Source organism: Agathobaculum sp. TL06 (genome assembly GCF_054658635.1).
The window spans coordinates 1-22,619 of record NZ_BAAGGY010000010.1 but is presented as its reverse complement, the minus strand read 5'-3'; the positions used below and the strand labels follow the sequence as shown (position 1 = coordinate 22,619).

Genomic DNA, 22,619 nt, shown 5'->3' with positions numbered 1-22,619 from the left:
TATGGCATCCAGCCTGGAATTTGTAAATTATGTATGCGACCAGCTTTCCGGCGCGGGGACGATCACCTGGAAGCGTATGTTCGGTGAATTCGGCCTGTGGTGCGACGGGAAGTTTTTCGCCACGGTCGAGGATGACATGCTGTGCCTGAAGATCACGGACGCGGGGCGAGCCTTGCTGCCCGAAGCGCGTATCGTGGAGCCGCACGAGGGCGCGCGCTTCCTCTATGTCGAGGAGCTGGACGACCGCACGCGCATGGCCGAGCTGGTGCGGCGGACCTGTGCGGCGCTGCCGGAGCCAAAGCCGCGCAGGAAAAAGGGTATCTGACCTATGTGTCAGATACCCAGGATAAGCAGGGCGCCGATCAGGAGAAGCTGTTCCCAATCGATCTCCTCTCCGTCTTTCAAAAGGAACCAGACGATGACGAGCACGATGATGGTGTCCATGTCGAGCTTGATGTTTTGCAGGCGGCCGGACAGGCCGCGCGACAGGTCGGTAAACACGGACGCCGTCTGCGGACTGGCTCCGCCGCGGCTCCGGTCCGCGGGAGCCTGACCGGACGGCGGCTCTTTATGTAGCGGTGGGGCGTCGTCGGCTTCCGCAGCGGCGAGATAGCGGTTATACAAGCGGCTTCGCTTCCTTTCTGGTCAGAGTGATTGGGTGCCGTCGCCGGAGGAGTCGCCGCCGGACTGGCCCAGCTGGCCCAGCACGGTGCGCGCGATGCGCGCCATACTGACCAGCCGCATCGCATGGTCGAACTGTCCGGCAACCTCGTCCGTGACAAAGGGCTTTACCGCGTTGAGCAGGACGCGCTTTTCCGGTTTGACCGCACTCTGCCCGCTTTGGAGGATGGTGCTGATGACCGGCAGCGCGCGCTCCATCAGCTCTGCAGAGGGGTCGTAATCCTTGCTGGCCGGAGCGCCGGCCGGCTGCTGGGGGCTTCCCAGCATATCGGAAACGGTTTTCATCGCGTTCTGCAGCGCATCCGGATCGTTCAGCAGGGAGGACAGCATATCGTTGTCCATGCGGGTACCTCCTTATTTCTGGAACAGCTTTTTGAGCTGCGCCGCGAGCGTAGTACCCTCATGCGACTGCATGAGCTTTTGCGCGAGCATCGCCGCCTCCCGCATATCGCCGCGCTGCGCGGCCTGCGCGGCGCGCTCCAGATCGGCCGCGTGCTGGGCGGAAATGATCTGCGCGGCCTTCTTTCCGTCCGGCGTGTTCAGCGCCGCGCGGAGCTGGTCGACCGCCTGGGGGTTGCCGGCTTGTTCTGCAAGGCGGCGTAAAATTTCATTTTGATCGGGCATAGTTCCCATCCCTTTCCTGGTTTCGTTATTGCCAGTATATGCGGCAAATGGAAAAATGTGATGCAGTGGGTTTACAAGTGGGCCGCGCCGGTGTAAAATACTGCTATATGTGTCGCGGCGAAAGGGGCGAAAACACGTTGAATATATTGGTTTTTGCCGATTCACATGGACGGAATATCGCTATGGCCGCAGCGGTCGAGCGGGAGAAGCCGGACGCGGTCATCCATCTGGGCGACTATGCGGACGACGCGCGGGAGCTGGAGCGGCTTTTCCCGATGCTGCCGGTCTATTGGGTGCGCGGCAATAACGATTATGAGCCGGACGTTGCGCAGTATGCGGTAATCACGCCGGACAACCTGCCGATCTATATCACGCACGGGCATAAGGAGCGGGTTTCCATGCTGGCCTGCGGTATCCTGCCGCAGCGGGCGCGGGAAGAGGGCTGTTCGGTGGCGCTGTACGGTCACACCCACCGCATGCTGCTCGAACGGATAGACGGCGTGCTGGTCTGCAACCCGGGCAGCATCAGCCTGCCGCGCGGCGGTCCGGCAAGCTATGCGCGCCTGACGATTGAAAATGCACAGCTTCGCGCGGTCACGCTGCTTGATGAGGACGGCGGGCTGATCCGACGCGATAAATTCAGACAGTAAGGGGAAACGGTATGCTTTTGGCCATTGACGTAGGCAACACCAATATGGTGTTTGGATTATATGACGGGGACAGGCTGCGGGGTTCGTTCCGCATCTCCACCAACGCGGAGCGGACATCGGACGAGCTTGGTATGCAGATCTCCCAATATTACCATTTTCACGGGCTGGACCGCACCCAGACCGATGCGGTCATCATCGCCTCGGTCGTGCCGCCGGTGATGTATACGCTGATCAATGCCATCCGCAAATATCTGCATGTGCAGCCGGTCATCGCCGGGCGGGATGTGGATATCGGGATTGAAAACCGCTACACCAATCCGCGCGAGGTGGGCGCGGACCGCCTGGTCAACGCGGTATCCGCGGTCAGGAAGTACGGGAAGCCGCTGATTATCGTGGATATCGGCACCGCGACCACCTTTGACGCGATCGACGGGAACGGCGCGTATCAGGGCGGCGCGATTTTTCCCGGCATCAAGGTGGCGATGGAGGCGCTGTTCCTCAAGGCGTCCAAGCTGCCGCGCGTGGATATCGAGCGGCCGGAAAAGGCGATCGGGAAAACCACGGTGCAGTCCATGCAGTCGGGCGCGGTGCGCGGATATGTGGGCGCGCTGGCCGGCATCATTACGGATATCCAGGAGGAGCTGGGCGGCAATGCGCGCGTGGTTGCGACCGGCGGCATGGGCCGTATGATGGCGGAATACTGCGGCCTGATCGACGAGGTGGACCCCAACCTGACGCTGGAGGGGCTGCGCCTGATTTACGAAAACAACAAAGACTGCTTTGCAGGCCGCCAGCTTGACAGCGAGACGTGCCTGCTGGAAGCGGTGGAGGAAGGCGCCTGGAGCGCGGATAAATGAGTGCGGCGGCGCCTGACGCTGCGGCCGGCGCTGCCTGCGGCAAGATAATAGCAATAATAAAGAGAAGCTGCTCCCTGCGGAGCAGCTTCTTTCTTATTTTGTGACCGGATAAGAGGGACAGACCGCGCCGAGCGGGCAGCCGGAGCATTTGGGGCTGCGCGCGGTGCAGTGCTCGCGCCCGAACAAAACGAGCCGGTGACAAAAGTCCGAGGACTCCGCGGGGGCGATCAGCTTGCGCAGCGCGTTCTCCACCTTAACGGGGTCCTTTTCGTTTTTGACAAAGCCGAGCCGGTTGGACAAACGGATACAATGCGTATCAGTCACGATGGCGGGCTTACCGAAAATATCGCCGAGGATCAGGTTGGCGGTTTTGCGCCCCACGCCGGGAAGACGCAGCAAATCTTCCATGTTATCCGGCACCTTGCCGTCAAATTCGCTCAGCAGCATGATGGCGCAGGCCTTCAGGTCGCGCGCCTTGGTGCGGAACAGGCCGCAGGTCTTGATCGCCTCCGCGATCTCCTCCTCCGGCGCTTCAGCGAAGCTCTGCAGGGTGGGGAACTGCCGGAACAGCGTTTCGGTCACGATATTGACGCGGGCGTCCGTGCATTGGGCGGACAAGCGTGTGGCGAACAGCAGCTCGTAATCATGGGTATAGTGCAGCGCGCAGACAGCGTCCGGATAAACCTCCTTGAGCAGCTCGGTCACTGCGGCGGCGCGTTCTTTTTTTGTCATGTCCTTCTCTCCTGACGACGTAAGTATTAATATCATAGCATATTTGTACGAAAAAGCAAGAGTTTCGTCGGCATTTTACATTTTTAACATAAAAAAGTGCTGAAACAGGGCAAAATCTATCTGTTTGCCAGTAGCCGTGAGATGAAAAATGTGGTTTAATGGAGATACAGAATTTATAGCACGTTGATGGAGGTTGAAATATGGTTCGCGAGGCAATGGAATTTGTGAAGGCGTACGATCCTGAGCTGGGCAAGATGATGCAGGCGGAATACGACCGTCAGGCACGCAATATCGAGCTGATCGCTTCGGAGAATATCGTCAGTGAGGCTGTTATGGCCGCGATGGGTTCGGTGCTGACCAACAAATATGCAGAGGGCTACCCGGGCAAGCGGTATTACGGTGGCTGCGAATGTGTGGACGAGGTTGAAAACCTTGCGATCAAACGTGTTTGTGAAATTTTCGGCGCGAAGTACGCCAACGTGCAGCCCCATTCGGGCGCGCAGGCGAATATGGCGGTTTATCAGGCGCTGTGCCAGCCGGGCGACACCGTGCTGGGCATGAGCCTGGACAACGGCGGCCACCTGACCCATGGCTCGCCGGTCAACCAGTCCGGCCTGCTGTACCACATCGTGCCGTATGGCGTGGATGAGAACGGTTATATCGATTACGACGCGCTGCGCGACCTGGCCAAAAAGGAAAAGCCCAAGATGATTATTGCGGGCGCCTCGGCTTATCCGCGCGCGATCGACTTTGCCAAGTTTGCGGAGATCGCGCATGAAGTAGGCGCATACCTCTTTGTCGATATGGCGCACATCGCGGGCCTGGTGGCGGCCGGCCTGCATATGAACCCGCTGCCGTACGCGGACGTGGTCACCACCACGACCCATAAGACGCTGCGCGGGCCGCGCGGCGGCGTCATCCTCTCCAACAATGAGGAGCTGGGCAAGAAATTCAACAAGGCGATTTTCCCGGGTACGCAGGGCGGCCCGCTGGAGCATGTGATCGCGGCTAAGGCGGTTTGCTTCGGCGAAGCGCTCAAGCCGGAATTCAAGGCGTACCAGAAGCGCGTTGTTACCAACGCCAGGGTGCTGGCGGACGCGCTGATGAAGCAGGGCTTTGACCTGGTTTCCGGCGGTACGGACAATCACCTCATGCTGATCGACCTGCGCAAGACCGGCGTGACCGGCAAGGAGCTGCAGCACCGTCTGGACGAGGTATATATCACCGCGAACAAGAACGCCATTCCGAACGATCCGGAAAGCCCGTTCGTTACCTCCGGCCAGCGCGTGGGTACGCCGGCGGTCACCTCCCGCGGCTTTGGCGAGCCAGAAATGCTCCACATCGCGGAGTTCATCTGGCAGACTGCCACTGATTTTGAAAATAAGGCGAATGAGATCCGCCGCAACGTATGCGATATCTGCGCCAATTTCCCGATTTATTGATTGCAAAAGCCGTTCCCGCTTTTCAGGGAACGGCTTTTCTGCGGCTGCACGGCGGGAATGGTGGGCAAAAATGTTGTATGGAATCGGTCGAATAGACAAATTATTTGTAGAATATAAACAAAAACCTTGCCAAGCGCTGAGATTATTGGTATACTATTGGAAAAGGGTTACAATGAACCGGAAAGGGAAATGAATCATGGCAATGGAACTCAAGCTGACAGGACTGAAAGGCTTCGTGGGAGAGGAAGAGCTTTCGCAGATGACCCCGCTGGTGCAGGCGGCGCAGGACGTGCTGCATGCCGGCTCGGGCGCCGGGAATGATTTCCTGGGCTGGGTCGATCTGCCCGAGGTCTATGATAAAGAGGAATTCGCGCGCATCAAGCAGGCCGCGAAAAAGATCCAGCAGACCTGCGAGGTGCTGGTCGTGATCGGTATCGGCGGCTCTTACCTGGGCGCGCGCGCGGCGATCGAATTTGTCAACGGGCAGATGTACAACGGTGTGCGTCCGGAGGGGATACCGGAGGTATACTTTGTCGGCAATAACATTTCCTCCTCCTACCTGAACGATATTGTCAAAATCATCGGGGACCGCGATTTCGGGATCAACGTGATCTCCAAATCCGGCACGACGACCGAGCCTGCGATCGCGTTCCGCATTTTCAAAAAGCTGATCGAGGAGAAGTACGGCAGGGAAGGCGCGAAGGAGCGCATCTTTGCCACAACGGACAAGGCGCGCGGCGCGCTGAAAAAGCTGGCGGACGACGAAGGGTATGAAACCTTTGTCGTGCCGGACGATGTCGGCGGCCGTTTCTCTGTGCTGACGGCGGTCGGCCTGCTGCCAATGGCCGCCGCGGGCGTGGATATCGACGCGGCGATGGCCGGCGCGGCCGAGGCACGCCGGAATTTTGCGGATGGCACGGAGCATGCCTGCGCGCAATACGCGGCGCTGCGCAGCATCCTGCACCAGAAGGGCAAAAGCATGGAAATTCTGGTCAACTACGAGCCTGCGCTTGTCATGCTTGGCGAATGGTTCAAGCAGCTGTTTGATGAGTCCGAAGGCAAGGACCACAAGGGCCTGTTCGCAACGTCGGCCAACTTCTCGACCGACCTGCACTCGATCGGCCAGTTCATTCAGGACGGCGCGCGCATGATGTTTGAAACGGTCGTCTGGGTGCGCGAGCCGCGCTCGGAAAGCTATATTGAGGAAACGGCGGAGGATATCGACGGGCTGAATTACCTGGCGGGCAAGAGCGTGCAGTTCGTCAACTCCAAGGCCTATCAGGGTACGCTGATGGCGCATATGGATGGCGGCACGCCGAATATCATCGTTGAGATCGATCGGGCGGACGCATGGCATTTCGGTTATCTGGTCTATTTCTTTGAAAAGGCGTGCGGTATTTCCGGTTACCTGCTTGGCGTCAACCCGTTCAACCAGCCGGGCGTCGAGGCGTATAAGAAAAATATGTTCGCCCTGCTTGGCAAGCCGGGCTTTGAGGAGCGCCGCAAGGAGCTGGAAGCGAGACTGTAACAAACGACAGGAAGGGGTGCCGCGGAGACGGCATCCCTTTTTTGTGTGCAGCGCATAACAGGGAGGGTATGCAAATATGAAAAAGATTTATCTTGCCGGTTTTGACGTTTTTGCGCCGGATGCCAGACAGCGCGGCGCAAAAATGAAAATGATGTGCGCGGAAAAGGGCTTCGCAGGGCTGTACCCGTTTGACAACGAGGCGGATAACGCGCAGGATATCTTTGCCGGCAACTGTGGGCTGATCGACCAGGCCGACATTGTGATCGCGAACCTGAACCCGTTCCGCGGCGCCGAGCCGGACAGCGGTACCTGCTTTGAGGTCGGCTACGCCCATGCAAAGGGAAAGCAGATTTACGGATATGTGTCCGATGGGCGCGCAATGCGGGAGAAAATCGGGGAAAAAGACGTGGAGGGCTTTGCGGTGGAAAATTTTGGGCTGCCGCTCAATCTGATGCTGTGCGGCGCGGCCAGGATCGTTGCCGGAGATTTTGCCGCGGCGCTGGCGGTTTGTGCGTCGGAGCAGGCATAACGGCGTCGGGATATGACATAATAAGTCCGGTGATGAGAGATGAAGCAGCAAACAGCCGGACTGTTCCTTTTAGGAGCAAGCGGGTATTCCGCGCTCGAAATTCTGTGGCGCGGCTATACGCACTGGACGATGGCGCTCACCGGCGGCGCGGTACTGATAGGGCTGAACCGGCTGCGTCCACGGGTGCGGGCGGAAAAGCCGCTGGCAAGATGCCTGTGCGGCGCGGCGTGCATCACGGCGGCGGAATACGTCGTCGGCTGCACGGTCAACCGGAAGTACCGGATGGGCGTATGGGATTATTCGCGCGAACGCGGCAATATCCAGGGGCAGGTATGCCCTAAATACGCGGCGCTCTGGATGCTTTTGGCGGCTCCGTTCATGCTGCCCAAATAAGTGCTTGCAAAGTATGTCCGGATGCCGTATAATGGCGTTGGCAATATGCCGGGAAAGAGGGGCCGATATGCTGATTGCAGTTAATGCAGGGAACAGCCATGTTTTGCTTGGCGGTTATGAGGAAGACGAGCAGGTCTTTGCCGCTTCCATCGCGACCGAGCCCAAGTGGACACGGGATGATTACGCCTGCAAGCTGCAGCAGGTTTTCGGGCTGTATAGCGTACCGGCCGGCCGCATCCGCGGCGCCGTGGTCAGCTCGGTCGTGCCGAGCATGGTCACGGTGCTTGAGGACGCGCTGCGCCTGCTTGGCGTGACCGATGTGATCGAGGTCTCGAGCGGCGTCAAAACAGGGCTCAATATCCGGTCGGAGCAGCCGCGCCAGGTTGGCTCGGACCGTGTGGCGGGCGCGGTTGCGGCGCGTGCAAAGGGGAAGCTGCCGTGCGTGGTGATCTGCCTCGGCACGGCGACAACGTTTACCGTGCTGGATCAATCCGGCGCCCTGGTCGGTTCGGCCATTACAGCGGGCGTGCGCCTGAGCCTGTCCGCCCTGCGGGAGCAGGCGGCGCAGCTGCCCGCGGTCGCGATCGAGGCAAGGGACGAGGGAATCCTTGCGCGCAACACGGTTGACGCTATGCGCGTGGGCGCGGTATACGGCGCGGCAGCTATGGTGGACGGCATGGTCGGACGCTTTGCCGAAACGCTGGGGCAAACGCCCCATGTGGTCGTGACGGGCGATATTGCGCCGCTGGTCACGCGGTATATGCGCGTGCCGTTCGAATACGACCAAAGCCTTGTGCTGGATGGCCTGCATCTGATCTGGAAGCGGAACCGGCCCTGACCCGCAGAAGCCAAAATAAGCCCTGTACCCGACGATAAGGGCGGGACGGGAGCAGGAGGAAAATTACATATGAAAAAGAACAAAACAACCAATGTGCGCGTTTTGGCACAGCTTGGCCTGCTGGCGGCGATCGAGATCGTCATGAAGCTGATCGGGTTGGGCAGCGTTCCCGTCGGGCCGCTGTACATGTCGTTCCTGACCGTGCCGATCGCGGTTGGGGCAATGACGATGGGGCCTGCGGCGGGCGCGGTCCTCGGCGGCGTATTCGGGCTGGTGAGCTTTAAGGACGCGCTGACCGGAGGCTCCGCGATGACAAGCGCGCTTTTCCAGGTCAGTCCGGTCAATACGTTCATCCTGTGCGTCGTCATGCGCATCCTGATGGGCTGGTGCGTCGGCCTGCTGTTCAGCCTGCTGCGGCGCGTGGACAAAAAGGGCGGCTGGAGCTATTTCGCGGGCGCGCTGTCTGCACCGCTGCTCAATACGCTGTTCTTTATGGGGTATATCGTGCTGGTGTTCTATAACTGCGAATATATCCAGAATATCGTGGCGACGAATGGGGCGGCGAACCCGCTGATGTTCGTGGTGCTGCTGGTCGGCATGCAGGGCTTGATCGAAGCGGTCGTCTGCTGCGCCGCGGGCGGCGTGATTACCCGCGCGGTCGCTTCGTTCCTCGGCCAGCGCGCGCCGGCGCCGGCAAGGAAGGCAACGCCGTTTGAGGAACTTCCCTCCGAAAAAACGTAACCGGTTCGGCACCCTGCGCGGGCAGGGCGGGCCTTGGCCGATCGGGCTGCAATTAAATAAATGCTGCCAAAAGAGACGGATTTCTCCAAACTGCTTGGAGAAACCGCCTCTTTTTCGTTTTAGAAAACCTTTCCACGGCCAAAGACTTATCGCTTATCCAGAAATCACAAGGGAATAGCAAAGGTTCACAGGCTATTTTTGCGGCGCGGGTGGCATAGTAAATCGCGGAGGTGAAAAAAGTGCAGCAAAGCAAAGCGAAAAAAATCGCAATATCCTTGCTTTTGACCCTGACGATGCTGGTTACTGCACAAGCGGCGGATATCACATCGGTGATCCCCATCGGCCACACCGTAGGCATCCAGATGAGCGCGGACGGCGTTCTGGTGGTGCGGCTGAACGATGTGCAGACAGCGGATGGAGCAGTCTGTCCCGCCCGTGACGCGGGCGTGGCGGAGGGCGACATGATCGTCAAAGTAAACGGTGCCGAGGTGGCGTCCAATGACGAAATGCAGAAGCAGATCGCCTTGTCGGCGGGGCAGCCGGTCGAGCTGGAAATTTTGCGCAATGGTGAAACGCAAACGGTAACAGCGACTCCGCGCGCGGATACAGATGGCGTATACCGGATTGGCGTACTGGCGCGCGACAGCATGGCCGGCATCGGTACGCTGACCTACGTCGATCCGGAAACCGGCGCCTATGGCTCGCTCGGACACGGTATCTGCGACGGGGAAACCGGTGTGCTGATGCCCTTGAAAGAGGGCAGCGTCCTGTATTCTGTGGTAGGCTCGGTGCAGCGCGGCGAGGTTGGCGAACCGGGTGCGCTGCAGGGTGAATTTCAATCGGATGTGCCGCTCGGCACGGTAAATGAGAATACGGAAAGCGGCATTTTTGGTACGCTGACCGACAGCTCGCTGTATTCCTCTCTGGAATCCGTACCGGTGGCCGCGGCGGACGAAATAAAGGTGGGCGAGGCGGAAATCCTGGCCAATGTCGAGGGCGACAAGGTACAATCGTATTCTGTTCAGGTTGTCAAAATTTATCCGCAGGACGATGAATATGGGCGCGGGATGATGCTGCGCGTGACCGATCAGGCGCTGCTGGAAAAGACCGGCGGCATCGTACAGGGCATGAGCGGCTCGCCTGTTCTACAGAATGGGAAGATCATCGGCGCGGTGACGCATGTGATGGTAAACGACCCTACCTGCGGTTATGCGATCGGCATTGAGAGGATGCTGGAGGAAATGACGAATTAACGAAGTATTTGTTCATGTTTCGCGCGATTTGTCGCATTTTGTCGAAAAATGACGAGAAAAAAATCCAGCTTTTCCGACAATAGCCTTGAAAATTATGGAATTATATGGTAAATTAATGACAGCTAAGACAGAGAACAAATAAATTGCTGGAAGGCTGGTATTGACAACATGGAACAAAAAATTCGAGTATTGCTCGCAGACGACGACAGCGAATTCTGCGCACGGATGGCGGCGGCAATCGAAAAATCAAATGATATGGAGCTTGCCGGTATCGCGGAGGACGGCGCGAAAGCGGTTGCGGCAGTAGGAGAGCTCAAACCTGACCTGCTCATCATCGATCTGGTGCTGCCGGTGATGGATGGGATCATGGTGCTGACCAAGCTGCACGAACGCAGGCAGGAGCAGCCCGCGACCGTTGTCCTTTCAGCTTTCGCCAGCCCGCAGGCGGGCGCGGAGTGTACCGCGCTGGGCGTGGATATGTTCCTGCGCAAGCCTATGGAAGCGGAAATGGTTTGCGAAAGGATTCGCATGTGGAAAACCGGAAAGCAGGAGGCCGAAAAAACGGGGGAAGCCATGGCGCTGGAAGTACGCGTGACTGAGGTCATCCATCAGGTCGGCGTACCGGCGCATATCAAGGGCTACCAATATCTGCGCGAGGCGATCATGATGGCGGTCGAGGACATGGAGGCGGTCAGCGCGATCACCAAGGTGCTGTATCCGTCGATCGCTAAAAAGTTCAAGACCACTTCTTCGCGCGTTGAGCGCGCGATCCGCCATGCGATCGAAGTCGCGTGGGACCGCGGCGATATCGAGACGCTGCAGAGCTATTTCGGCTATACGGTGTCGGGCGTCAAGGGCAAGCCGACAAACTCGGAATTCATCTCGATGATAGCCGACCGTCTGCGGCTGCAGATGCGGTTTGGCGCATAAGGAATATGGGCGCGGGACGGGGCGGAAGCCCCGTCCCTTATTTTGTCTGGAAATACGGCTGGTAATAGGATATAATATATGATAAGAAAAATTTGTTGAATGATGGGGAATACGCGCATGAAAATCATGGTGATCGATGGAAACAGTATACTCAACCGCGCTTTTTATGGTATCCGCCAGCTCTCCAACCATGAAGGGCTGCCGACCAACGCGGTGTACGGGTTCTTGGCCACGTTGTTCAAGCTCAGGGAGGATGAAAAGCCCGACCGTACGGTTGTGTGCTTTGACGTGCGGGAGAAAACCTTCCGCCATTTGAAATTTGATTCCTACAAGGCAACCCGCAAGGGGATGCCGGACGAACTGGCGGCGCAGCTACCGGTGATGAAAGAAACGCTCGATGCGATGGGTGTGGTACGCTGCGAGCTGGCAGGGTATGAGGCGGACGACCTGATCGGCACGATCAGCCGGAAAGCGGATGAAAACGGCGACGCCTGCGTGGTCGTGACGGGCGACCGCGACAGCCTGCAGCTCATCGGCGGCGGGACGACTGTGCTTCTGGTTTCCACCAAAATGGGGCAGACGACCTATGAAACCTATGATACGGATAAGTTCCGTGAAAAATACGGCTTCGATCCGATTCGCCTGATCGATCTGAAAGCGCTCATGGGGGATGCGTCGGATAATATTCCGGGCGTGCCGGGCATCGGGGAAAAGACGGCGATGCAGCTGCTGCATGATTTCGGCTCGCTGGAAGGCGTGTACGCGAACCTGGAGGATGAAAAAATCAAAAAAGGTGCGCGCGCAAAGCTGGAAGCGGGCGCGCAGTCCGCGAAAGACAGCTATTGGCTCGCGACCATTGACCGCAACGCGCCGCTTGCGCTGGATGTTGCAAACCTGCCGGAGGAACATCGGGACGATGCGGCGCTTTATGAGCTGCTGACCCGCCTGGAATTTAAAAACTTTATCAAAAAGCTTGGGCTGAGCGGCGAGCATGCCGCGCCCAGGCTGCCGGAGCTTCGGACGCAGCGCATCCAAAATGCCGCCGAAGCGTTTGGGCTGCTCGACGCGCTGACCGAAGCGGGCCGCGTGTTTGCAGTGATTCCGGAAACGCTGGGCGCGCTGTGCCTGCTGGAAGCGGATACGGCGGCGATGCTGTTTGCGGATGACTTTGCGGATGCGGATTGGGATGCGCTGCTGCGCCGTCTGTTCGGCGGCGCGATCGAGCTGGTGCTGCATGATGCGAAGCCCGTGGCGGCGGCGCTGCTTGCGCGCGGCATCCAGCCGGAGGGGATTGCGTTCGACACCTGCCTCGCCGCGTATCTGCTGGACCCGACGCAGTCCGGATATGACCTGCCGCGCGTGGCGCTGGCATATTGCAGCACCGAACTGCCCGAGCTTGACTTGGACGATCCGGCCGCCGTATCGCCGCTCGGCGGGCAGGAACAGACGGAACAGGCATGCGCGCGCCATGTAGGAGCGGTGCGCGCGATCTATCAGGAAGCCGCATCCAGGGTGGAAGAACTGGGCATGCGCAAGCTGTACTACGAGATCGAACTGCCGCTGATGCGCATTCTGGCTGAAATGGAAACCGCGGGCTGTGCGGTCGCGCCGGACGAGCTGCGCGCGTTTGGGGAGCGGCTGGACGTCCGCATCCATGAGCTGGTCGCGCAGATCTACCGCGACGCGGATGGAGAATTCAATATCAACAGCCCCAAGCAGCTCGGCGAGGTGCTGTTTGAAAAGCTGCATCTGCCCGCGCCGAAAAAGACCAAGACCGGCTATTCGACCAACGTGGACGTGCTGGAGCGCATCGCGGAAGATCATCCGATCGTTCCCAGGATACTGGAATACCGGCAGCTTACCAAGCTGAAGAGCACCTATGTGGATGGGCTGCTCAAGGTGGTCAGCCAAAAGGACGGGCGTATTCATACGCATTTTCAGCAGACTGTGACCGCGACAGGCCGGCTGTCCTCGACCGACCCGAACCTGCAGAACATTCCGGTGCGCACCGAACTGGGGCGTGAGCTGCGGCGCATGTTCGTCGCGCCCGACGCGGAGCATGTGCTGATCGACGCGGATTACTCGCAGATCGAACTGCGGGTGCTTGCGCATATCTCGCAGGACGCGCACATGATCGAGGCGTTCCGGTCCGGACAGGATATCCACGCCGCGACCGCGGCCAAGGTATACCATGTGCCGCTGGACGAGGTCACGCCGCAGATGCGCTCCTCCTGCAAGGCGGTCAATTTCGGCATTGTGTACGGGATATCGGATTTTTCGCTTGCACAGGATATCGGCGTGACCCGTAAGGAAGCGGGCGAGTTCATCCGCACCTATCTGGCGACCTATCCGGGCGTTGCAAAATATATGGAGGATATCAAGGAAAGCGCGCGGGAAAAGGGCTATGTGTCCACGCTGTTCGGCCGCCGCCGCGCGCTGCCCGAACTGAAAAGCAAAAATTTCAATATCCGTTCGTTCGGGGAGCGTGTGGCGATGAATACGCCCATCCAGGGGACCGCGGCGGACATCATCAAGATCGCCATGGTGCGGGTACGCGACCGTCTGCTGCGCGAGGGCCTGGAGAGCCGGCTTATCCTGCAGGTCCACGACGAATTGATCTTGGAGGCGCCAAAAACCGAACAGGAGACCGCGATGCGCCTGCTCAAGGAGGAAATGGAAGCTGCGTTCGCTATGGACGCGCCTCTGGTGGCGGAGGCCAAGGCGGGACATAGCTGGTACGACACAAAGTGATTCTGCCCGAACCGACCGGTTTGAGGGGAGAGGGCGCACCGCGCGCGGCGCGGGCCGTTTTTGACAGGGGGAATTCCAAAATGGACGACATCATTTTCATCTGCACGGGCAACACCTGCCGTTCGCCGATGGCCGAGGGGCTGTTCCGCGCGCGCGGCGGGGAGGAGAAGACCGGTCTGACGGTGGCGTCCGCCGGACTGTTCACCCAGGACGGCCTGCCTGCGTCGCCAAACGCGGTCACGGCGGCGGCTGAACTGGGCGCGGACATCGCAGCGCACCGCTCGCGCATGCTCACGCCCGAACTGGTGCAGGAGGCGCGTTATCTGGTCTGCATGACAGGCGCCCATTACGACCGCTTGTGCGAGTTGTTTCCCGCCTGTGCGGACAAGATATTCACCCTGCTGCCGGAGGACGTTTCCGATCCGTTTGGCGGCGATCTGGATACCTACCGCCGCGCGGCGGCCGAGATCGACCGGGGGGTAAGCGGCATCATCGGGAGGCTTGCGGAATGACGGTCGTACCCATGCAGGAGCGTCACCTGGCCGCGCTCGCGGAGATCGAAAAGGTGTGCTTCCACGCGCCGTGGAGCGCGGATATGCTGCGAGAAGAGCTGGGAAAAGGCCTGTTCCTGGTTGCGGAGCGGGACGGCGCGGCGGTCGGCTATGTGGGCTGCCAGACCGTGCTGGACGAGGGGTACATCACCAATGTTGCGGTATCGCCGGGCTGCCGCCGGCAGGGCATCGGCCGCGCGCTGATCGGGGCGCTCGTCTCATGCGCGAAAGTGCAGGGGCTGGCCTTCGTTACGCTGGAGGCGCGCGCGTCCAATATGCCCGCGATTGCCCTGTATGAGAACGCGGGCTTCCAAAAGGTGGGCGTGCGAAAGAATTTTTACACTGCGCCCGCTGAGGACGCGCTACTGATGACATTTTTTCTGAAAGGATGAGGCTGGATGGAGCTCCGGTTTGTCGATGCGGAAAACACCGATCTGCTGGAACTGGCGGGCAGGCTGGACGAATATTATTTTTCGATCGTGGGCGAGGTGCATCGCCGCTATGCGAAATATAACGACCCGCATCTGTTCGGCTGCCGGCTGGTCGCTTATGAGGATGGGCGCGCGGCAGGCTGCGGCTGCTGGAAGCGGACGGACGCGCATACCGTGGAACTGAAACGCATTTATGTGCGGCCGGAATACCGCCGGCGGGGGATTGCGGGCGCGGTCATCCGCGCGCTGGAGGGCAACGCGGCGGAGCAGGGCTATACGCGCGCTGTTTTGGAAACCGCGCGGACTACCGGGGATTCGGCGGCGCTTTACCGGAAGCTGGGATACCGTACAATGCCCTATTATGGGAGTCCGGCCGGCGCGGAAAACTGCCTTTGCTTTGAAAAGGCGCTGGGGGCGGCGGATAAAAAACGGGCGGCGCTTCGCTTTGTCGATGTGACCAATCCGGATCTGGCAGCGCTGGTTGCGGAGCTGGATGGATATTTCCATGCGGGCTGGGGCTCGGTGGCGGAAAAGTACAAGGCGTATCACGCGTTGGATGGGATGGCCTGCGCGGTGGTGGCTTACATAGGGGAACGGCCGGCAGGCTGCGGCTGCTGGCGCGCGTATGATCCGGTAACGGCGGAGATCAAGCGGATGTATGTCCGGCCGGAATACCGAAGAAGCGGGACGGCGGGCGAAATCGTGGCCGCGCTCGAACGGCACGCCGCCGCGAGCGGGTGCCACCGCGCGGTGCTGGAAACCGGCGCGGACATGCCGGACGCGATCGTGTTTTATCAGAAGCAGGGGTACCGGCTGGTGCCGAATTTCGGCGATTTCGCGGGGGACGAGATCTGCGTATGCATGGAAAAAGAGATATCGGATGGCACGATGCGGTAACCGGAAAGGGGAGAAAGAGATGATGCTTTTGGCGGCCCTTTTGGCCGGCGCCGTGCTGTGTGCCTGTTCTTTCTGCCATGCGCATGCCGGCCGGCCTGTAGCAGAGCGGCGAGGGATAAGAAATGTTTGCTTTGGATAAAGGAGACAGGAAAATGATTACGCCGATGAACCGCGAGCAGATTTTATGCACCAATACGCAGGAGGACTTTTTCGAGGCGCAGCAGGCGCTCAGCCGTGAACAGATCGCGTTTCGCACAGAGGTGCGGGACAATGCGCAGCGCATGCTGCAGCGGCAGGACGTGCTGGGGCTCCGCGCGCAGTATCCGCGGGAGTACCGGATCTATGTACACAGGCAGGACGCGGAACTGGCGCGTCATATTTTACAATACGGAAACAACGGGTGAAACAATGAGGATTTTGGCAATCGAGTCCTCCTGCGACGAAACGGCGGCCGCCGTGGTCGAGGATGGACGGAACATACTTTCCAGCGTGGTGGACACGCAGATCGAAACGCACGCGCTGTATGGGGGCGTGGTGCCGGAAATCGCGTCGCGGCGGCACATGGAGGCGGTTGTGCGCGTGACGGAAAAGGCGCTGGCCGATGCGGGCATGGACAAGCGCGCGGTGGACGCGGTGGCGGCGACCTGTGCGCCGGGGCTGATCGGCGCGCTGCTGGTCGGCGCGAACTTCGGGAAATCGCTGGCGTTTGCGCTGCAAAAGCCCTTTATTCCGGTGCATCATATCCGCGGGCATATCGCGGCGACCTATCTGGCGTATCCCGATCTCAAGCCCCCGTTCTTGACGCTGATCGCGTCCGGCGGACACAGCGAAATCGTGATGGTGCGCGGTTATACGGATTTTGAGATCCTCGGCGGCACGCGGGACGACGCGGCGGGCGAGGCGTTCGATAAGGTCGCGCGCGTGCTCGGCGTGGGCTATCCGGGCGGCCCGAAGATCGACAGGCTCGCGCAGGAGGGCGACCCGACGCGCTACAAGCTGCCGGATTCGCACATCAAGGACGCGCCGCTTGACTTCTCTTTTTCCGGCCTCAAGACCGCGGTCATCAATCTGGCGCACAACGCGGAGCAGAAAGGCGAAACGCTGGACAAAAACGGCCTTGCGGCCTCGTTTTGTGCGGCGGTCGTGCATACGCTGGTGCCGCGCCTGGAGATGGCGGCGCAGCGGACGCATGCGCGGCGCGTGGTCTGCGCGGGCGGCGTGGCGGCTAACTCGTTCCTGCGCGCGGCGCTGCAGGAGATGGCGAAGCGCACCCACACCAGGCTCTACCTGCCGCCGCTTTCCCTGTGCGGGGATAACGCGGCCATGATCGGGAGTCAGGCATATTATGAATACCTTGCAGGCAATGTGGGTCTGACCCTGCAGAATGCTTTCGCAACAGCGGAGATCGGTGCGAATATTTGTGAAAAGCGATAGCGAAAAGGTCTTTTCAAAAGATAAGGAATGTTGTAAAATAGAAGTGGTTTTTGCGTTGCAAAGGCCGCTTCTGTTTTGTTTTTGGGCACGGTATGCCGCGCATGCCGTGGAGAAGGCTGTGGAAGCCGCAACGGACCCGCTTTGCAGCGGCGGGGCGCGGCGGGCGCAACTATCGCCGCGTATGGGACATAAAGGAGTGTAAGAAACACAAATGGGTATGACAATCGCACAGAAAATTCTGAAGGCGCATCTGGTGGACGGAGAAATGGTCCAGGGACAGGAGATCGGTCTCCGGATCGACCAGACGCTCACGCAGGATGCTACCGGCACCATGGCCTACCTCCAGTTTGAGGCAATGGGCGTCGACCAGGTCAGGACCGAGCGGTCGGTCGCGTATATCGACCACAATACCCTGCAGTCCGGCTTCGAAAACGCGGACGACCACAAGTATATCGGCTCGGTGGCCAAAAAGCACGGCATCTACTATTCCAAGGCGGGCAACGGCATCTGCCATCAGGTGCATCTGGAGCGCTTCGGCGCGCCGGGCAAAACCCTGATCGGCTCGGACAGCCACACCCCGACCGGCGGCGGCATCGGCATGCTGGCGTTCGGCGCGGGCGGCCTGGACGTGGCGGTCGCGATGGGCGGCGGCGCGTACTACATCCCCATGCCCAAGATGGTGCGCGTCAACCTGACGGGCAAGCTGTCCCCGTGGGTTTCCGCCAAGGACGTTATCCTGGACGTGCTGCGCCAGATGACCGTTAAGGGCGGCGTGGGCAAGATCGTCGAGTACGCGGGTGAGGGCGTTGCGACGCTGTCCGTGCCTGAGCGCGCGACCATCACCAACATGGGCGCCGAGCTGGGCGCGACGACCTCGGTGTTCCCGTCCGACGGGGAAACCAGGCGCTTCCTCGAGGCGCAGGGCCGCGGTGATGTGTGGGTCGAGCTGTCCTCTGATCCGGACGCGGTGTACGACGAGGAATACACGGTCGACCTGTCCGCGCTCGAGCCGCTGGCTGCGATGCCGCACATGCCGGACAATGTCAAGCCGGTCGCTGAGATCGGCGCGATCAAGGTCAATCAGTGCTGCATCGGCTCCTGCACCAATTCCTCCTATTACGATATGATGAAAGTCGCGTCCATCCTCAAGGGCAAAACCGTGCATCCGGACGTTTCGCTCACCATCAGCCCGGGCTCCAAGCAGGTGTTTAACATGCTCGCGCAGAACGGCGCGCTGGCGGATATCATCGCGGCGGGCGCGCGCATCCTTGAGTGCGCCTGCGGTCCCTGCATCGGCATGGGGCAGTCGCCGGAGTCCGCGGGCGTGTCCCTGCGCACCTTCAACCGCAACTTTGAGGGCCGCTCGGGTACGCAGGACGCGCAGATCTATCTGGTATCGCCCGAGGTCGCGGCGGCGAGCGCGCTCGCGGGCGTGCTGACCGACCCGCGCACGCTGGGAGAAATGCCGGCGATCGAAATGCCGGAGCATTTCGTCATCAACGACAACATGATTGTAAAGCCCGCGGAAAATCCGGCCGAGGTCGAGGTCGTGCGCGGCCCGAACATCAAGCCGTTCCCGCTGGGCAAGGCGCTGGAAGCGTCCTATACGGGCCGCGTCGTACTCAAGACCGAGGACAACATCACCACCGACCATATCCTGCCGGCGGGCGCGAAGCTGCTGCCCTACCGCTCGAACGTGCCGTACTACTCGAATTACTGCTTTATCAACGTCGATCCGGAATTTCCGGCGCGCTGCAAGGAGCAGGGCGGCGGCGTGATCGTCGGTGGCGCCAACTACGGCCAGGGCTCGTCGCGCGAGCACGCGGCGCTCGTCCCGCTGTATCTGGGCGTCAAGGCCGTGCTGTGCAAGTCGTTCGCCCGTATCCATAAGGCCAATCTGGTCAACTCGGGCATCCTGCCGCTGACCTTTGCCGATCCGGCGGACTACGACGCGATCAGCCTGCTGGATGAGATCGCGCTGCCGCATGTGCTGGAGGAAATCAAAAACGGCGGTCAGGTTACCGTGGTGTGCGGCGGCAGGACCTTCAAGGCGGACTGCGACGTTTCCGACCGTCAGCGTGGCGCGCTGCTCGCGGGCGGCACGCTCAACTATGCCAAGGAACAGGCGGCGCAATAAGGAAAAGAGGAGAGAGGCGCTTTCCCAGCCTCCTCTTTCTTGACAGGATGCAGAAAATTTGTTAAAATAATATCAATGGTATGAGGAGGACACCGTTATGTCGATCGACCAGTCCATTCTGGATAAATTTGAAGCAGTGGTAGAAAGCCAGCTTGCGCGCATCGCGGATATGAAAGCACAGGATGACTTTATTGACTATACAAAGCTTGACAAGCTCATCATCGGCGTGTGCGGCGGCGACGGTATCGGCCCGATGATCACCGGCATGGCGCAGCACGCGCTCGAGGCCCTGCTGGCCGACAAGGTCAAGGCGGGGAAAGTGGAGTTCCGTGTGATAGACGGGCTGACCATCGAGCGTCGCGCTGAGCTGGGCTACGCCATCCCGCCCGATGTGATGGAGGAGCTCAAACAGTGCCATGTAATTCTCAAGGGGCCGACCACGACCCCGCGCAAGGGCGATCCGTGGCCGAATGTGGAATCCGCGAATGTGGCGATGCGCAAAGCGCTCGACCTGTTCGCCAACGTGCGTCCAGTCAAGGTGCCTGAGCTGGGGATCGACTGGACGTTCTATCGCGAAAACACCGAGGGCGGCTATGCGGTCGGCTCGCAGGGCGTGCAGATTGCGGACGATCTGTTCATCGACTTTACGGTGGCGACCTCGCAGGGCTGCGAGCGCATCGCGCGCCTGGCGTTTGATTACGCGCGCAAGACCGGCAAGAACCGCGTCTCCTGCGTGACCAAGGCCAATATCATCAAGACCACGGACGGCAAATTCCTCGACACCTGCCAGCGGGTTGCAAAGGAGTATCCGGAGGTCGAGTTCGACGACTGGTACATCGATATCATGACCGCGAAGCTTCTGGACGAAAAACGCCGCCGCGATTTCAAGGTGGTCGTGCTGCCCAACCTGTACGGCGATATCATCACCGACGAGGCGGCCGAGATTCAGGGCGGCGTAGGCACCGCGGGTTCGGCCAATATCGGCAAGCGTTACGCGATGTTCGAGGCCATTCACGGCTCCGCGCCGCGCATGGTGCAGGAGGGGCGCGCCCAGTACGCGGACCCGTCCTCCGTGCTGCGCGCCTCCGTGATGCTGCTCGAGCATATCGGTGAGATCGAGTTGGCGAATAAGCTCGACCGTGCGCTCGATATCTGCATGTTTGAAGAGAAAAAGGTAGTGGTCAATGGACGTGATACCGGCGCGACCGCGCAGGAATTCACGGATTATGTACTGGAAACGATTGCGAAGCTGTAATTTTGTGATGGGAAAGAGAGGATGAAAACCTGTGGAGCGCAAACAAGAGGTCTCCAAGGCGGTGGTGCAGCGTCTGCCGCGCTACTACCGCAATATTTGTGAGCTGAAAGCAGAGGGCGTACAGCGCATTTCCTCGCGCGCCCTGGCTGAGCGTATGGGGCTGACCGCTTCACAGATCCGGCAGGATTTCAACTGCTTTGGTGGATTTGGCCAGCAGGGATATGGATACAATGTAGATAAGCTGCAGGAGGAGCTGGGCGCTATTCTCGGGCTCAGCGCCGGCCGCACGGCGGTATTGATCGGTGCGGGCAACCTGGGACGGGCCTTGCTCAACAACTTCGATTTTTCGGCCAGCGGCTTCAAGCTGCTGTGTGCGTTTGACGCGAATGAGGAGTTGGTGGGCAAAAAATTCGGCGGGCATGAGGTGCGCAGCAGCAGTACGCTGTTTGAATTTGTCGACCGACGCAAGCCGGATGTTGCTGTTCTGACGATTCCGCGCACCCATGCGCCCGATTTGGCGCACGAGCTGGTCGATCATGGTATCCGCGGCCTGTGGAACTTCACGGGCGAGGACCTGCATCTGGAGGGGCTGGGCGTTCCGGTCGAGAATGTACACCTGTCTGACAGCCTGATGACGCTGTGCCATCTGGTCGGCATGGAAGAGGCATAAAAAAAGAAGCGGCTTGAAGCCGCTTCTTTTTTATATTTTATCGAGGGAATAGGGCGTGGTCTGATAAACATAGTAGTTGACCCAGTTGGTATAGAAAAGGTGCGCGTGTGCTTTCCAGGTGACCAGGATATCGTCGCTGGGGTCGTTGTTCCTGAAATAGTGCAGGGGGATCTCGGGGTTCAGGCCCTTGGCGAGATCGCGTTCATATTCTTTTTTTAGGGTGTCCGAATCATATTCCCCGTGACCAAGCACGAAAATCTGCCGTCCGTTCATCGCCTCAACCAGATAAACACCAGCCTCGTGGGATTCCGCCAACAGGCGCAGGCGGTCATCCTTGCGGATATCGGACGCATGTACCTCGGTGTGGCGTGAATGCGGGGCGCAGAACACGTCGTCGAAGCCGCGCAGGAGGGGCTCTTTCGGAAAAAGCACATGATGCTTGAAAATGCCGGACATCTTCCGCGGCAAGGGATATTTGGGAATGCCGTAGTGGTGGTAAAGGCCTGCCTGCGCGCCCCAACAGATATACAGCGTGGAATGTACATGGGTTTTCGTCCAGTCCATGATGCGGACCAGCTCATCCCAATACTCAACTTCTTCAAACGGCATGTTTTCGATGGGGGCGCCGGTGATGATAAAACCGTCATACTTTTGATCGCGGATATCGTCAAATGTTTTGTAGAATGTGAGCAGATGGTCTTCGGGGGTGTTTTTTGAATGATAGGTCTTCGTTTGGATCAGGTCGACTTCTATCTGAATCGGTGTGTTGGACAAGCAGCGCAGGATCTGGGTTTCGGTCACGATCTTGAGCGGCATCAGGTTGAGCAGCGCAATGCGCAGCGGGCGGATGTCCTGCGTTGTTGCACGGTGCTCGGTCATCACAAATATGTTTTCGCTTTCCAGAATCGCACGCGCGGGCAAACTGTCGGCTATTTTTATAGGCAAGCCAGCGACCTCCTTTATACCATTGGTTCCGATAGAAAAATTATAGCAGAAAAGCGCCGGAAGGACAAGGGAGGAAAAGAAAACCGAAGCAAAAGGGGAAGGAAGGTATTGACAAAGGAGCGGGGGAAATAGTATAGTAAACGAGCCGCGCGAGAGCGGTGCGGAAAAAGCTGAAAAAAGAAGAAAAAAGTTCTTGACAAACAGCTTAGGGTTTGATATACTAAATAAGCTGCTTCGGAAGGGGCGGCGGCCGGAAAAGTTCGGAAAAGAGAAAGAACGGCTCGAAAATCTGAAAAAAAGATTGAAAAAAGTTCTTGACAAAGCGAACTGCTTCTGGTATACTAAATAAG

25 protein-coding genes are annotated in these 22,619 nt (G+C 59.4%); 20 read left to right on the top strand and 5 right to left on the bottom strand.

Features of this window, described 5'->3' with window-relative positions:
• Nucleotide 1: 1 nt before the first annotated feature.
• On the top strand, nt 2–325 hold the full coding sequence (locus tag ACYQ3S_RS07325) for a TfoX/Sxy family protein (protein WP_459688190.1): 324 nt from the start codon (nt 2–4) through the stop codon (nt 323–325).
• Between the two features lie 8 nt (nt 326–333).
• Here the strand turns inward: ACYQ3S_RS07325 and ACYQ3S_RS07320 are convergent, their stop codons facing one another.
• From ACYQ3S_RS07320 to ACYQ3S_RS07310, 3 genes are read right to left on the bottom strand one after another with little or no spacing between them, the layout of a single operon-like run.
• Nucleotides 334–624, bottom strand: coding sequence for a hypothetical protein (locus ACYQ3S_RS07320; protein ID WP_459688189.1), 291 nt, complete (start codon nt 622–624; stop codon nt 334–336).
• A 21-nt stretch (nt 625–645) separates the two neighbouring features.
• Nucleotides 646–1,023, bottom strand: a complete 378-nt coding sequence (locus ACYQ3S_RS07315; RefSeq protein WP_459688188.1) for a hypothetical protein — start codon at nt 1,021–1,023, stop codon at nt 646–648.
• Between the two features lie 12 nt (nt 1,024–1,035).
• Nucleotides 1,036–1,305: a hypothetical protein gene (locus ACYQ3S_RS07310; RefSeq protein WP_459688187.1), complete on the bottom strand. Its 270-nt coding sequence runs from the start codon at nt 1,303–1,305 to the stop codon at nt 1,036–1,038.
• A gap of 137 nt (nt 1,306–1,442) precedes the next feature.
• Here ACYQ3S_RS07310 and ACYQ3S_RS07305 point away from each other — a divergent pair, with 137 nt between their 5' ends.
• Nucleotides 1,443–1,955, top strand: coding sequence for a metallophosphoesterase (locus ACYQ3S_RS07305; RefSeq protein WP_459688185.1), 513 nt, complete (start codon nt 1,443–1,445; stop codon nt 1,953–1,955).
• An 11-nt stretch (nt 1,956–1,966) separates the two neighbouring features.
• Nucleotides 1,967–2,812 (top strand): type III pantothenate kinase, encoded by an 846-nt coding sequence (locus ACYQ3S_RS07300; RefSeq protein ID WP_459688184.1) that lies wholly within the window; start codon nt 1,967–1,969, stop codon nt 2,810–2,812.
• A 93-nt stretch (nt 2,813–2,905) separates the two neighbouring features.
• Here the strand turns inward: ACYQ3S_RS07300 and nth are convergent, their stop codons facing one another.
• Nucleotides 2,906–3,544: an endonuclease III gene (nth, locus tag ACYQ3S_RS07295; protein WP_459688182.1), complete on the bottom strand. Its 639-nt coding sequence runs from the start codon at nt 3,542–3,544 to the stop codon at nt 2,906–2,908.
• Between the two features lie 200 nt (nt 3,545–3,744).
• On the opposite strand from nth, the gene glyA reads away from it, so the two are divergent.
• From glyA to ACYQ3S_RS07210, 17 genes are all read left to right on the top strand, one after another.
• Entirely contained in the window at nt 3,745–4,986 is a 1,242-nt protein-coding gene (gene glyA / locus ACYQ3S_RS07290; protein WP_054327351.1) for a serine hydroxymethyltransferase, read from the top strand.
• Nucleotides 4,987–5,182: 196 nt separating this feature from the next.
• Nucleotides 5,183–6,514: a glucose-6-phosphate isomerase gene (locus ACYQ3S_RS07285; RefSeq protein WP_459688181.1), complete on the top strand. Its 1,332-nt coding sequence runs from the start codon at nt 5,183–5,185 to the stop codon at nt 6,512–6,514.
• A gap of 76 nt (nt 6,515–6,590) precedes the next feature.
• Nucleotides 6,591–7,043: a nucleoside 2-deoxyribosyltransferase gene (locus ACYQ3S_RS07280; RefSeq protein ID WP_459688179.1), complete on the top strand. Its 453-nt coding sequence runs from the start codon at nt 6,591–6,593 to the stop codon at nt 7,041–7,043.
• A 39-nt stretch (nt 7,044–7,082) separates the two neighbouring features.
• The gene (locus tag ACYQ3S_RS07275; protein ID WP_459688178.1) at nt 7,083–7,436 is read left to right on the top strand and encodes a putative ABC transporter permease; all 354 of its coding nucleotides are present in this window, start codon (nt 7,083–7,085) and stop codon (nt 7,434–7,436) included.
• Between the two features lie 67 nt (nt 7,437–7,503).
• The gene (locus ACYQ3S_RS07270; RefSeq protein ID WP_459688176.1) at nt 7,504–8,274 is read left to right on the top strand and encodes a type III pantothenate kinase; all 771 of its coding nucleotides are present in this window, start codon (nt 7,504–7,506) and stop codon (nt 8,272–8,274) included.
• Between the two features lie 69 nt (nt 8,275–8,343).
• On the top strand, nt 8,344–9,015 hold the full coding sequence (locus ACYQ3S_RS07265) for an ECF transporter S component (protein WP_459688175.1): 672 nt from the start codon (nt 8,344–8,346) through the stop codon (nt 9,013–9,015).
• A gap of 239 nt (nt 9,016–9,254) precedes the next feature.
• Entirely contained in the window at nt 9,255–10,268 is a 1,014-nt protein-coding gene (spoIVB, locus tag ACYQ3S_RS07260) for a SpoIVB peptidase (RefSeq protein ID WP_459688174.1), read from the top strand.
• Between the two features lie 168 nt (nt 10,269–10,436).
• Nucleotides 10,437–11,198 (top strand): sporulation transcription factor Spo0A, encoded by a 762-nt coding sequence (gene spo0A, locus ACYQ3S_RS07255; RefSeq protein WP_459688172.1) that lies wholly within the window; start codon nt 10,437–10,439, stop codon nt 11,196–11,198.
• A gap of 117 nt (nt 11,199–11,315) precedes the next feature.
• Nucleotides 11,316–13,949 carry a DNA polymerase I gene (gene polA / locus ACYQ3S_RS07250; RefSeq protein ID WP_459688170.1) on the top strand — a complete coding sequence of 878 codons (2,634 nt, stop codon included), beginning with the start codon at nt 11,316–11,318 and terminating at the stop codon, nt 13,947–13,949.
• An 80-nt stretch (nt 13,950–14,029) separates the two neighbouring features.
• A complete protein-coding gene (locus ACYQ3S_RS07245; protein ID WP_459688169.1) occupies nt 14,030–14,461 on the top strand; it encodes a low molecular weight protein arginine phosphatase in 432 nt (143 codons plus the stop codon).
• On the top strand, nt 14,458–14,892 hold the full coding sequence (gene rimI / locus ACYQ3S_RS07240) for a ribosomal protein S18-alanine N-acetyltransferase (RefSeq protein WP_459688168.1): 435 nt from the start codon (nt 14,458–14,460) through the stop codon (nt 14,890–14,892). The genes ACYQ3S_RS07245 and rimI overlap by 4 nt, the downstream gene beginning before the upstream one ends.
• A gap of 6 nt (nt 14,893–14,898) precedes the next feature.
• A complete protein-coding gene (locus ACYQ3S_RS07235; protein ID WP_459688167.1) occupies nt 14,899–15,828 on the top strand; it encodes a GNAT family N-acetyltransferase in 930 nt (309 codons plus the stop codon).
• A gap of 152 nt (nt 15,829–15,980) precedes the next feature.
• Entirely contained in the window at nt 15,981–16,232 is a 252-nt protein-coding gene (locus tag ACYQ3S_RS07230) for a hypothetical protein (protein WP_459688165.1), read from the top strand.
• Nucleotides 16,233–16,236: 4 nt separating this feature from the next.
• Nucleotides 16,237–17,262 carry a tRNA (adenosine(37)-N6)-threonylcarbamoyltransferase complex transferase subunit TsaD gene (gene tsaD / locus ACYQ3S_RS07225; protein ID WP_459688164.1) on the top strand — a complete coding sequence of 342 codons (1,026 nt, stop codon included), beginning with the start codon at nt 16,237–16,239 and terminating at the stop codon, nt 17,260–17,262.
• A 211-nt stretch (nt 17,263–17,473) separates the two neighbouring features.
• Nucleotides 17,474–19,399, top strand: coding sequence for an aconitate hydratase (locus tag ACYQ3S_RS07220; RefSeq protein WP_459688162.1), 1,926 nt, complete (start codon nt 17,474–17,476; stop codon nt 19,397–19,399).
• 97 nt (nt 19,400–19,496) lie between these two features.
• Entirely contained in the window at nt 19,497–20,654 is a 1,158-nt protein-coding gene (locus ACYQ3S_RS07215; protein ID WP_459688160.1) for an isocitrate/isopropylmalate family dehydrogenase, read from the top strand.
• A 31-nt stretch (nt 20,655–20,685) separates the two neighbouring features.
• On the top strand, nt 20,686–21,324 hold the full coding sequence (locus ACYQ3S_RS07210; RefSeq protein WP_459688159.1) for a redox-sensing transcriptional repressor Rex: 639 nt from the start codon (nt 20,686–20,688) through the stop codon (nt 21,322–21,324).
• Between the two features lie 30 nt (nt 21,325–21,354).
• Here the strand turns inward: ACYQ3S_RS07210 and metA are convergent, their stop codons facing one another.
• Nucleotides 21,355–22,269, bottom strand: coding sequence for a homoserine O-acetyltransferase MetA (gene metA / locus ACYQ3S_RS07205; RefSeq protein ID WP_459688158.1), 915 nt, complete (start codon nt 22,267–22,269; stop codon nt 21,355–21,357).
• Nucleotides 22,270–22,619 lie beyond the last annotated feature (350 nt).